Genomic DNA, 12,717 nt, shown 5'->3' on the forward strand with positions numbered 1-12,717 from the left:
AGGCTCCAGACTCATTTATCAAATAAGACAAAGAGGTGTTTCCATTGAACAAAATTAATCTTGGTAACAGTGGCATGCTCGTTCCTGAAATCGCGCTTGGTTGTATGCGTATGGCCGATTTATCGAAGGACGATGCGGCAAAAATGATTAACACAGCGATGGATGCGGGGATTAATTTCTTCGATCACGCGGATATTTATGGTGGCGGAAAATCAGAGGAAGTTTTTGCGGATGCGGTGGGAATGAATCCAGCGGTACGCGAAAAAATGATTTTACAGTCGAAATGTGGCATTCGCCCAGGCATGTTCGATTTTTCGAAAGAACATATTTTAGAGTCGGTGGACGGTATTTTAAAACGTTTGCAGACGGATTATATCGACATTTTATTGCTTCACCGTCCTGATACATTAGTGGAACCGGAAGAAGTAGCGGAGGCGTTCACAGCGCTTAAGAAAAGTGGCAAAGTGCGCGAGTTTGGTGTGAGTAACCAGAACCCGATGCAAATCGAGCTTTTGAGCAAATACGTGGAACAAAAATTGGTCGCAAATCAGCTGCAGCTCAGCATTACCAACACGGGCATGATTGACGCAGGGCTTAATGTGAACATGAAAATTGACCGCTCGATTGACCGTGATGGCAGCATTTTAGACTATTGCCGTCTGAAAGATATTACGATTCAAGCGTGGTCGCCGTTCCAATTCGGCTTTTTCGAAGGGGTTTTCCTCGATAATCCGAAATTCCCTGAGTTGAACAAAGTGATCGATCGCATTTCTGCTGAAAAAGGCATGGAAAATACGGCAATCGCGACAGCGTGGATTTTACGTCACCCGGCGAAGATCCAAACGGTGGTAGGAACGATGAACCCTGAACGTTTGCAAGCGATTAGCGCAGCGTCAAATATTACGCTGACACGACAAGAATGGTATGAAATCTATTTGGCAGCGGGTAATGAATTGCCTTAATCCGACGAATAAAAAAGGACACATGCATGACCACCGAATTTGAGGAGGTTTTGCATGTGTCACTTTTATTTAACGAAATATTCTTTGCCATAGTGTCCGTTTAGCAGTAACCTCTAGCTGTTCGGCTAATAAATGCTGTGTTTTTTGAATAGCATGGCCGAGTTGTCCAAACTGGCTTTGCGATGCTTTACTCGTTTGCTTGATCTGATTTTCCATTTTGTTCAACCGAGCGTTGATAGCCACGAGTTTTTTATCTAAATTTTGAATCAAGAGGGCTGTATCGGTGATTGTTTTATTTGCTTTTTTCGTGCGGGCGTAGAAAACTTGATATTGTTGCGTGTCTTTTGGCAGGAATGGGATAACCTGTTGTCGTTTTAATTTCCGCGAATGTTGCCATCGTTGTAGTAATGTCATGTGGAGTAAGCGCTTCTGATACAGATGCAACGGGAGTGAATCTTTTGCGAAGTTACATGTCATGCAAGCGCAGACTAGGTTTGTGAACGTTGTGAGACCGTTCTCGCAAGCCGGAATGACATGATCCGCCGTATCGCCGCGACCGCCACAATAAACGCATAGTTGCCGATCGCGCCTGCGAACCATTCGTTTAATATCTATTTCTCGGTAAAAAATATGAATCCGATCCGGCTGAATTAAGCCAGCAACGCCACCACTAATAAGCTGTTTGGCCTCGTCATAAGATATTTTACGCTTGCCTTGCTTGTTAGTATGCAGCGATATAGCCGTGATACTTTCCTTTTTTGCCAGTAGCCTATAATCGTAAAAATAATGAACCCCATCGAAAACTGTCTTCATGTCTAACCTCCTATGCAGTATGTCCATACGAGAATTGTACAATGGATAGCTAGAAGAGTCAAAAATAGTTTTTGTAACATTTTAAACGTTTATAAATCGATTTTCACTGGCAAAACGGCCTTAAACAGCTTATCCATCTGTGCCCAATCGGCGGGCGTTGTCATCTGCTGCGACCAATACATAATCGCGCCCAAATTTGCCGCATAAATATACGTCAACAGCTCAGCGGGAATATCATCTGAAAGCGTCAATTTATCCATATTCGCCTCGATATCCTTCTGAAATTCCGTCAAAAAAAACGAAGCCATCGTCTTGAAAAACGTATCATCATTCTTCTGCTTCTCAAGCACCAACTGCATATCCATGTATACCGTATCAAACCCAGACTGAAACGGATGATTAATCCGGTCCTTAATATCCAACGCAAAATAGTCCTGAAACTGCTCATGCAACACATACATTAACAAATCATACTTATCAAAAAAATGCTTATAAAAAGTAGTCCGGTGAATCAAAGCTTCCTTACAAATACTATTCACCGTAACACTAGCCAGCTCCTGCGTTTCAAGCATTTGCAATAGCGTTTTATAAAGTGCATTTTTCGTTTTTCGCACACGTAAATCCGAATCGTTCATCTACACATCTCCTAAAGTGTTGCTTAACTATACAGACCAAACAATCTGGTTCTTACATTTCATCTCGAAATCGTGTAATATACACTGTATGTCTATAAATATATAATAGCGTGAATCGAAGGAGGAAACAACCAATTGGCAAATTTACTTTACAAATTAGGACAGACTTTCGCTAAACACAAATGGAAAACAATCATTTCCTGGTTTGTTGTTTTAGGAATAATCGTGGCCGTACTAGGCGTCAAAGGTATTAATTTTACAGATGACATCAAAATGAGCGGTCTTAAATCACTAGATACATCGAATAAAATCGAGGAAGAATTCAAGCAGGATAGTCAAAAAGGCAGCATCCGCGTCGTCTTTAAAAGCGACCAAGAAAAAGGTATCGTGACACCTGAATCGCAAGCTGCAATCACGCAAGTTTTAGCAGAAATTAAGAAAAGTGATGACAAAATAGAAAGCATCGCGAACCCGTACGAAGCAAAAACAATCAGTCCAGACATGACAACGGCTTTCGCTGATATTAGTTACAACGTCAGCGCGCTCGCGGTCAATGAGAAATCGATTGATAAAGTCAAAGATGCGCTAAAAGGCATGGATGACAAGCATCTTCAAACCGAGATGACTGGTAATGTCATGATTACACCAATGGATATCGGCGGTTCATCAGAAGCAATCGGTATCGTGGTGGCGCTAGTCATCCTGATCATCGCATTTGGTTCGGTAATCGCAGCAGGACTGCCAATTATCACGGCGATTCTAAGCTTGGGAACAAGTGTCGGCATTATTGCGATCATTTCCAGTTATTTCGAAATGCCAAACGTCACGCTCACGCTGGCGGTCATGATTGGCCTCGCCGTTGCGATAGATTACGCGTTATTTATCCTATTTAAATACCGCCAAATCATCCGCACCGAGAAAAATCACCTAAAAGCAGTCGGACTCGCGACAGGAACAGCAGGTAGCGCCGTCATTTTTGCCGGAATTACCGTTATTATCGCCGTATGTGGTTTATCCCTTGTCGGCATCGAATTCCTGACCGTTATGGGACTCGCATCCGCACTCAGCGTCCTATTCGCCGTGCTTTCCGCGCTAATCCTAATCCCAGCATTCATCGGCGTTTTCCATAAGAAAATTAAGCCACAAAAAGAAAAAGCCGGCAAAAAAGGCGACAACATTTGGACGAAATTCGTTGTTGGGAAACCACTTATTGCCTTCCTAATCGCGGTTATCGTTCTCGGCGGACTCAGCATCCCGTTCGGCTCGATGGAACTCGGAATCCCGGATAACGGCTCGAAACCGAAAGACTCCACCGAGAAGAAAGCGTACGATATTCTATCCGACAAATTTGGCGAAGGTTTCAACGGACCATTGGTTATTTTAGCGGATACAACAGAAAAAGGCAGTGCTGCCAATCTAGCCGCAGTCACAAAACACATTTCTGGTATGAAAGACGTGGCCATCGTAACGCCGCCAATGCCGAATGAAAATGGTGACTACGCGCTGATTACCGTCATTCCAAAAACAGGACCGACAAGCAGTAAAACAACGCAACTCGTTCATGATTTACGCAGCTACGCAAAAACAGCCGATAGCAAATACGGCGTCAACATGGAAGTAACCGGACAAAGCGCAATCAACATCGACATGTCCCAAAAACTCAACGACGCGATTCCAGTTTTTGCAACCGTTATTGTTGTATTGGCATTCATCCTGCTCACAGTCGTGTTCCGCTCACTACTGATTCCACTGACTGCCGTTCTTGGCTTCGTGCTCTCACTAACAGCGACACTCGGCTTCACGACGATGGTTATGCAAGACGGCGTATTTAGCGAACTGTTCGGCATCAGCACCACCGGCCCAGTTCTCGCCTTCCTGCCAGTCATCACGATCGGCATCCTGTTCGGACTCGCGATGGATTACGAGGTATTCCTCATGTCCCGCGTCCACGAAGAGTACACACTAACAAAAGACAACACGCATTCCATCAAAACTGGCTTGAAAGAAAGCGGGCCCGTCATCATTGCAGCAGCTCTGATCATGTTCTCCGTCTTCATCAGCTTCGTTTTCGCGCCAGACCCAATGATCAAATCAATCGGGATTGCGTTAGGTTTCGGCGTATTATTCGATGCATTTATCGTGCGTCTAACAATCATCCCAGCCCTAACAAAACTATTCGGAAAAGGCTCATGGTACATGCCGAAATGGTTGGATAAAGTGTTGCCATCGATGGATATTGAAGGGCATCATTTGAAGGATAAGAAGTAAGGATTTTTAACAGCATAAAACCCGCGGACATCGTAATCTCATACGTCGTCCGCGGGTTTTTATGTTACTTAATAAATACGGTCGCTATTGAATGTTAATCGTTTTAGAGGATACCGCAGATCCCATGGAATTATAACTAACAAGCGTGACTCGATCTGTTGCTTTTGTGATGCCCTGTATATTTTCCTAACAGATATGTTGGCACCCCTAAAGGAGACTATAACGAAAGTCTATAGAAGGATGTGTCAAACATTTTTTTCCCCTATGGAATCTTGACATCAACTGATATAATTTCTACGTTGTTTGAGTCAAGACCAATTAGCTTCACCTTATTTGATGCAGTTAAGCCTATTGATTTGATGTAATATTGAAAAGTACCATCGGGCTGAACATTGACAGTAGTTTTTTGTTCTAGATCATCAACACTAAGCTTTATCTTTTGTACATCGCCCTCTATAGAGCCTTTAATGTAACCTGTTTTATTAATCTCGCTTGTTAGTATTTTTGGCTTGTTCAAGACCTTCACTGTAGATTTAGCAAGAACGTTACCCTTGGAATCGTAAGCGGTCGCGATAACAATTTGTGTGGATGCTGAGATGAGATTTTTTGCATAGTATTGGAAATCGGAACCTGATGCGGGAACATTAATCCTTGTGCCAGCTACATTATCGACGGTTAGTTCGATTTTAGCAACGTCACCCGAAAATGTGCCTGTAACATGAGAGTCTCCCAATGTGTAAGTATTTGTTTGGATGTCTCCTGATGGTCCAATAGGAACGGTGACTTCACTTACTGGTATACCAGCTGAATTATAACCAATTAATTGCACCACTTGATCTTTATTTGTAATTAGCTTGTACGGATAATATTTAATTGTGTTATTTGTTACGTTGATGCGTTGCTTCGTCTCAGCATCTATTTTTAACTCTACTTGAACAAGATCACCAGTGTACACGCCGGTTACGTAGCTATCTTGACCTAGCATAAATTTAGACGGTTCAATGCTACCGGTTGCCCCTATGTCTACTCTCTTTCTATCTAATTCTTGACCTAATGAATCGTAACCAACTACAAAAACTTTGTCGTCTAACTTTGTAACTAGGTCTTTTGCATAGTATTTGAGGTTTGGTGGTGTTACACTTATTTTTCCTTTTTCAACGTCATTTATTATAATGCTGATTTTCGTAATATCACCAGAGAATATACCTTGTATATAGTTTTCTAAGTCTATTGTGTATGGGACTGTTGTCAGAGCGCCTTTTGTTGAGATTATATCAACCTTGACTCGATGCAACTCTTCGCCAGCCGAATCATAGCTGATAACATATACTTCTTTGGTTGCGTTATTTATGCCTCTGATAAAATAGCTGTACGTTGGAGATGTTGGAGTGATTTTTTGTTGCAAAGTACCGTCAATTTCTAAAGCTATTTTAGCAACCGGTCCAGTATATGTTCCAGTTACACGGTTGCTGCCATCAATTATTTTGTATTCATCTGCTTTCAATGTGGAAGGCTCTTTTTCAAAAACGAATTGGAATGATTCGCCTGACTTACCTGATGTATTTACGACTATATCCCAATTATCCCCTGCTGATGTAACGGTACCTTTTTCGGATTTTAAACTAATTGCGGTATAAGATTCTTTAGGTACCGAGAAGTGTATGGAATCAGCTTCCATGGAAGGGTCTGATAGTGTGATTGTTTTTGTTTGTTTATCTTCTGTGGTGGTATAGCGAATCATGATAGAACCAGGTGTATAGGCTTTGCTATTAAAATTGTGATTAGTCACAGTTCCATACCCAACTTCATCAGGAGCGCGATAGTTCATGATTGCTAAGTCTTGTTCTTTGTCAAGTACGCCTTGAACGCTACCTGTATTCGTAGTTAAGACGCCAGAATTAGTAGCCATTTTTTCTGTCTCTTCCTCAGAGCTGCCAGGTAAAATCATGTACATGTAGGAAGCGTTTGAAGGGTTTGCTCCGTGAGGGATAGTTAAGCCAGCATATGTTGCACTAACAATTTTTCTATTGTTGCTTGAGTCAAGTTCATCCCAATCTCCAGTTTGCTTTTGTTTATACGCGCTGATGCTTGATAGTTGCGGGAAGATATACCCGATATTTTGACTCGGTTTTGCGCCAGTCAGATATGCCCAGCTAGCATTTGCAATCTGTTTTGTTGCGTTCTGAGCTAAGGGTATTTCTTGTCCATTAACGCTAAGTGTGCTAGAAGAATCCGTTAGTTGGCGATTTTCAACTATTGTTTGGGTGTTTAGGCCTTCGTGTGAGTTTATATCTGTACCCATAGCTACAATTCTATCATCCAAGAAGAACCAAGATTTTTTGGCGGAAAGTGAGCTTCCGGTTACATTGGCCATGCTATAATCCATTGTAGCAGAACCATTTAGACCGTCTGAGATACCACCAGACCAAGATTCGGTATTACCAAATAGTTTTTGATTATCAGCGGGTGCTTCAAGAGAAGGGAGTTTCATATCTGATGTTGTACCAGGTAGCATTGCCATCCCAACTGTTGGATAGTAGTCGCCACGAAGAGCGTTATCCCCGTTGTAAAGAGAAAGTGCACCAGTACCAGTATAAAAGCCAGTTTTATTATGTGAACCAATAAATTCAAAAGCGGATATATTCTTAGAGAACATGCTGATCCCAGCTACATAGTCTTTATTACGATTAATCATTCGACGTGCGGTTGACATCAGTATATTTTTTTTACTTTCGCTGTATGTATCAGAAACAGCATCATTTGTTAGCAGTGTTTTAAATGTTTGTGCTTGTGAGAGGCTCATATTTTTATAAAAATCGGGTCCAAAGGAGGATTCGTAGATGGATGATTTTACAATATTACTATACGTATTTTTGAGAGAATCCTTTTTTTGACTGATTAGATACATATTGTAAAGCATTTTGTTTGCAACATCTTCGTTGGAGCCGTCTTTGTTTGAGGTTATTTTGCGCCCGCGAGTCATATCCAAAACTTCATTTTTATATAGCGTGGGTAGATAACTTTTATCTAGGTATAGGTAAATATTATTTTGAAAAACTTGAAAATTATTGGCGGAATCAGAATTGTTAAGAAGGGTTGTTCCATTGAATAATTGAAGTAGGCTAGCACTCGTTTCTAGTATATCGGTGCCATAACCACCAGTGTTATAGGGTGTATGCTTGTGCTGGATGAAGGAACCGTCTGCATAGAAGCCGTCGCTGGGCGTTGTGCCAGGAGCAATAGTTCTGTAGCCTCGCTCCATGATTTTAGCGCCTAGATTGATTTTATGTTGATCTAAACCAATTACGCCTCGCAGGACAATAATCATGCCTTTATTAATTCGATTTGCGCCCGATCCGATTGTTGAATCAGTTTCACTTTGTGGTTCGAAGTGGTCGAAAGCGTTTAAATAGCATTGGATCAGGTCTATAGAATCCTTTTCTTTTCCTGCTAACTCGGTTAGTTCCTTTTGCATTAGAATAACAGTATTTATAAGTTGCTTGGGTATAAATATATTCCAATCGTTTACATCATTTTTGGGAGTTGTAACATCTTCATTACTTGTATCAGTTTCATCACCCACATCAGTCATATTACCTGTATCGGCGGCTTGTGTATTTTCGTTGTACATATCCACATAAATAACTTCGAGTGAATCAAGAATTTGTTGTTTTAGAACAGCATCTTGATAATAAATGGAGCCTGGTGTATTGTATTGAATAGCCATTAGTTTTACGTTCATGACAGTTGTAACAATTGATTTGGAATTTTCTGGCCAATTTTTCAAACCATTAAAAATATAACGTTTTTTAGAATCAGTAGGTATTCCTTTAATATTTTTTGATATGTCTTTTAGAATAATGTTTAAATCAGCATCCCGATTTTTTAGTACATTCATCAAAGTAGCATCGCTCTCATCGACTTTGGTACCTAGTAAAAGTGTACGCCAGTTGTTTAGAGCTCTGTTTTGTTCAGCTACCGTTATGTTTTTTGGTATGTCTGCTGCCAATGCTGTAGTGGTACTAATAAATAGTAAAGCTGTAGCTAGCAAGATTGCTATAAAATATTTTCTTATCATAATTGTATGCTCCCTTTTTAATTATTGTATTACAAATGAAAATTCTGATATTAAAGAATAAATAGTCTTTTTGTGATAGGCGCATAACTCATTCTTCAGTGAATGAGTTATTTATTTTATTTTTTAGCTATAGCTAAATAGGTACTCAAATAAACGTTTCCACCAACTTCTAGAAATAGTTCGTCGTCTAGAGGGCATTCATGAACAACTGTATCGATTATATGGTTGATTAGATTAGTATGATTTTTTATAAGGGGGCTATGTGTATCAGCAGTAGGCATGACAATAAGATGTGAATCATAGTTGTACTCCTTACATAAATATTTATTTAGTTCAATCAACTGTCGAAAACCGTAATCCCTAATTCCTGTGTAATAATAGAATTTTTTATTTTCTATCGCCACACTATAATCTGAAAGTAATTTAGGAAAATCTCTTACCTTTTCTTCAAACCCTATATTGTTGTTAAAAAATAATTTTTGGCCACTTTTTCCATAAGCGGGTGTTGATATTCTTAGGTCAGGAACCATTCCGAAAACTTTTGTGACATAGGGGTTTATTAGTCCGTATAGAGTGGACCCTACGCCACCTTTAGAACTTCCAATTAAAATGACTTCTTTGTAATTATGTTTGCAAATAAATTTCGATAACTTGTTATTGAATTCTTGAATGATTAAATTTCCGTTATCAAACATATACCATCCATATAGATGGGAGTAATAGTCCTCAATAAAGAAAAAATCTGGTTCACTCAATTGTTCAGAAAGTTTGTAAAAATGATAACGGGTGTGTGTGGCTTTTACGGATTCTGAGCTTATAATTCCAGCAACAATTTTATCTGCATAGTCTTCATTAACACTGGTGAAGGCCCCCTGAAACACAACGATAAGTGTATCTGATCCTTTTTTTATATGTTTTCCCTCAAAACGAATATTCATTGTCGGTCACCTCCATTCAGATAAGATAATGATTCATGTCTATTTTATCACAGTATGTGTTTGTAGATTGTCTAGAATCCAATTTTAAAACGCTACATTCTAGATAAATTCTATATAAATAATAGTTTAAATGCAATATTATTCTTGCTTGATTTAATCATGAAATTACAAAATACACAACATTGTCACACAACGCTCTGGAAAAGTATACTTATTCGCAATTTCGGTGCAAAAAATACGGTTTAGTAGGGTATATGTTTTTTGTGCAACAAAACAAACATTGTTACATTTTCGCTTCATAGTAACATTCAAAACCCGATTTATGGTATGATTAGAGTATTCTTATCTTCGCGTAAAAACGAGGATGGGATCTTAAAGGGATGCTTGGGAATTTACATTTACAAGGCTAATTACATAACAATAGACACCTAATTTCGATGCTAATCTAAGAAAGCAAGGGGGCTTTTCGCTGATGTCAGGCTTTTTTCAGAAGAGAATGCTAAAATATCCATTGTATGGGCTAATAGCAGTCGTACTTGTCCTGACGGTTGTCACTTTTTATTATAAGTGGTGGTTGGCAGTACTCTTATTTGTTGCTGTTACATCGCTCATTATAACGCTGTTTTTCATGGAGAATCGGTTGAATAAAGAGGTTCAGGAGTATATTTCGAACTTGTCGTATCGGATTAAGCGCAGTGAGGGTGAGGCGCTGGTTGAGATGCCGATGGGGATTTTACTATATGATGAGAATTATAATGTGGAATGGTTTAACCCGTTTATGGCGAAATATTTTGGGCAGGATGATGACATTTTAGGGTCGTCGCTCGCGGATGTTGGGCCGGAGTTTTTGACGGTGATTCGTGGGGAAGAGGACCAGGGGATTCAGTCGATTGCTTGGCGGGAGCACCGTTTTGATACGATTGTGAAACGGAAGGAACGCATTATTTATTTGTATGACCGGACGGAATACTATGATTTGAATACGCGCTATCAGGCGGATAAATCGGTTTTTGCGATCATTTTTCTGGATAATTATGATGAGTGGACGCAGGGGATGGATGACCGTAGACGTAGCGCGCTGAACAATCTGGTGACGTCGATGCTGACGAACTGGGCGAAGGAACACCGGATTTATTTGAAACGGATTTCGTCGGATCGCTTTATTGCCTTTTTGACGGAGGCGCAGTTGGCACGGCTTGAGGAGGAGAAATTCCAGATTCTTGACCGGATTCGGGAGCGGACGTCGAAGCAGAATATTCCTCTGACGCTCAGTGTTGGGATTGGTTACAAGGAGAATGACTTGATTGATTTGGCGGATCTGGCGCAGTCGGGGCTTGATTTGGCGCTCGGTCGTGGCGGGGATCAGGTCGTGATTAAGCAGCCGGAGGGCCAAGTTCGTTTTTATGGCGGCAAGACGAATCCGATGGAAAAAAGGACGCGGGTTCGGGCGCGGGTTATCTCGCAGGCGTTGCAGGAAATCATTACGCAGAGCGATCAAGTTTTCGTGATGGGGCATCGTTATCCGGATATGGATGTGGTCGGTTCGAGTCTAGGCGTGATGAAAATCGCGGAAATGAACGAGCGGCAGGGTTATGTCGTGGTGGAGCCGGGCAAAATGAGTCCGGATGTGCAGCGTTTGATGCGCGAAATCGAGAAGTATCCGGACGTGATTCGCAACATTATCACGCCACAGGCTGCGCTTGATATGATTACAGACAAGAGTTTGCTGGTCGTCGTCGATACGCATAAACCTTCGATGGTTATCAATCGCGAATTGTTGGAGACCGCAGCACATGTCGTGGTTGTCGATCACCATCGCCGTTCCGAAGAATTCGTTGAGAACCCTGTGCTCGTCTACATTGAGCCATACGCTTCCTCGACGGCAGAGCTTGTGACTGAGCTGTTCGAATATCAACCAGCCACTGAAAAAGTTGGCAAAATTGAAGCAACGGCACTCCTTTCGGGAATTGTTGTGGATACGAAAAACTTCACGCTTCGCACTGGTTCACGTACGTTTGACGCGGCGAGTTATTTACGATCGCTTGGTGCAGATACCGTTCTTGTGCAGCAATTTTTGAAAGAGGATATTGAGACGTTTAGGCAGCGGAGTCGCTTGGTCGAGTCATTGGAAGTGTACCATGATGGCATGGCGATTGCGACGGGACACGAAGATGAAGTTTTCGATACGGTCATTGCGGCTCAGGCGGCAGACACGATGCTTTCGATGGAGAGCGTTCAGGCCTCATTCGTCATTACGCTACGCCCGGATAAGATGATCGGGATTAGCGCGCGCTCACTCGGCGAAATCAATGTCCAAGTGATCATGGAAAAACTGGGCGGCGGCGGACATTTATCCAATGCGGCCACTCAGATAAAAAATAGTACAATTTCAGAAGCTAAAAAACAACTTTTACAAGCCATCGATGCTTATTGGAAGGGAGAAAACTAAGATGAAAGTTATATTTTTAAAAGACGTAAAAGGCACAGCTAAAAAAGGCGAAATCAAAGAGGTAGCAGAGGGCTACGCACAAAACTTCCTCATTAAAAAAGGCCTAGCAACAGCAGCGACGAGTAGCAGTATCAGCGCGCTTGAAGGTCAAAAAAAGAAAACAGAAAAAGAAGCGGCACAAGAACTCGCAGACGCAAAAGCCTTGAAAGAAACCGTTGAAAAACTAACAATTGAACTAAAAACAAAATCAGGCGAAGGCGGCCGACTTTTCGGATCCATCACGTCGAAACAAATCGCCCAAGCCTTAGAGAAGGACCATAAAATCAAAGTCGACAAACGCAAAATCGACCTCCCAGAAGCCATCCGCGCACTAGGACACACAAAAGTCCCAGTAAAACTACACCACGAAGTCATCGCAACACTGGATGTTCACGTTTCCGAAGAATAAAGCCGAACTAATCCTCATGATTGAGAGTCCAAACGAGCGGGCGCCGACAAGCGTCCAGACCCTAGGCGAAGTTGAGCACCGAAGCAGAGCGTACGACTGTACGTGAGCATCGGAGCACAGACTTCA

The 12,717-nt window shown here is 41.4% G+C and carries 8 protein-coding genes; 4 read left to right on the plus strand and 4 right to left on the minus strand.

All coding sequences use genetic code 11. The features are described 5' to 3' along the window. The first annotated feature begins 74 nt into the window (after positions 1–74). Positions 75–962 (plus strand): aldo/keto reductase, encoded by an 888-nt coding sequence (locus EP58_RS15550; protein WP_206539790.1) that lies wholly within the window; start codon positions 75–77, stop codon positions 960–962. A 69-nt stretch (positions 963–1,031) separates the two neighbouring features. Here EP58_RS15550 and EP58_RS17100 read toward each other — a convergent pair whose 3' ends face one another. Continuing rightward, on the minus strand, positions 1,032–1,775 hold the full coding sequence (locus EP58_RS17100; protein ID WP_052164948.1) for an HNH endonuclease: 744 nt from the start codon (positions 1,773–1,775) through the stop codon (positions 1,032–1,034). Between the two features lie 89 nt (positions 1,776–1,864). Further along, positions 1,865–2,410 carry a TetR/AcrR family transcriptional regulator gene (locus EP58_RS15560; protein ID WP_036081475.1) on the minus strand — a complete coding sequence of 182 codons (546 nt, stop codon included), beginning with the start codon at positions 2,408–2,410 and terminating at the stop codon, positions 1,865–1,867. Positions 2,411–2,545: 135 nt separating this feature from the next. Here EP58_RS15560 and EP58_RS15565 point away from each other — a divergent pair, with 135 nt between their 5' ends. Then, positions 2,546–4,678: an MMPL family transporter gene (locus EP58_RS15565; protein WP_036094748.1), complete on the plus strand. Its 2,133-nt coding sequence runs from the start codon at positions 2,546–2,548 to the stop codon at positions 4,676–4,678. 262 nt (positions 4,679–4,940) lie between these two features. Here EP58_RS15565 and EP58_RS15570 read toward each other — a convergent pair whose 3' ends face one another. Both EP58_RS15570 and EP58_RS15575 read right to left on the minus strand, forming a co-directional pair. Then, a complete protein-coding gene (locus tag EP58_RS15570) occupies positions 4,941–8,756 on the minus strand; it encodes an immunoglobulin-like domain-containing protein (RefSeq protein WP_036094749.1) in 3,816 nt (1,271 codons plus the stop codon). A 116-nt stretch (positions 8,757–8,872) separates the two neighbouring features. Beyond that, positions 8,873–9,694 carry a hypothetical protein gene (locus EP58_RS15575; protein ID WP_036094750.1) on the minus strand — a complete coding sequence of 274 codons (822 nt, stop codon included), beginning with the start codon at positions 9,692–9,694 and terminating at the stop codon, positions 8,873–8,875. Positions 9,695–10,166: 472 nt separating this feature from the next. Here EP58_RS15575 and EP58_RS15580 point away from each other — a divergent pair, with 472 nt between their 5' ends. Together EP58_RS15580 and rplI are read left to right on the plus strand one after the other, a co-directional pair. Then, positions 10,167–12,143: a DHH family phosphoesterase gene (locus EP58_RS15580; protein ID WP_036094751.1), complete on the plus strand. Its 1,977-nt coding sequence runs from the start codon at positions 10,167–10,169 to the stop codon at positions 12,141–12,143. 1 nt (position 12,144) lies between these two features. Then, positions 12,145–12,591, plus strand: a complete 447-nt coding sequence (rplI, locus tag EP58_RS15585; protein WP_036094752.1) for a 50S ribosomal protein L9 — start codon at positions 12,145–12,147, stop codon at positions 12,589–12,591. The last annotated feature ends 126 nt before the right edge of the window (positions 12,592–12,717 follow it).

The sequence above is a fragment of the Paenilisteria newyorkensis genome, assembly GCF_000766145.1.
GTDB lineage: Bacteria > Bacillota > Bacilli > Lactobacillales > Listeriaceae > Listeria_A > Listeria_A newyorkensis.

Coding starts and splice junctions, on each gene's coding strand:
- EP58_RS15550 (WP_206539790.1), top strand. CDS start 75: ATGCTCGTTCCTGAAATCGCGCTTGGTTGTATGCGTATGGCCGATTTA.
- EP58_RS17100 (WP_052164948.1), bottom strand. CDS start 1,775: ATGAAGACAGTTTTCGATGGGGTTCATTATTTTTACGATTATAGGCTA.
- EP58_RS15560 (WP_036081475.1), bottom strand. CDS start 2,410: ATGAACGATTCGGATTTACGTGTGCGAAAAACGAAAAATGCACTTTAT.
- EP58_RS15570 (WP_036094749.1), bottom strand. CDS start 8,756: ATGATAAGAAAATATTTTATAGCAATCTTGCTAGCTACAGCTTTACTA.
- EP58_RS15575 (WP_036094750.1), bottom strand. CDS start 9,694: ATGAATATTCGTTTTGAGGGAAAACATATAAAAAAAGGATCAGATACA.
- EP58_RS15580 (WP_036094751.1), top strand. CDS start 10,167: ATGTCAGGCTTTTTTCAGAAGAGAATGCTAAAATATCCATTGTATGGG.
- rplI (WP_036094752.1), top strand. CDS start 12,145: ATGAAAGTTATATTTTTAAAAGACGTAAAAGGCACAGCTAAAAAAGGC.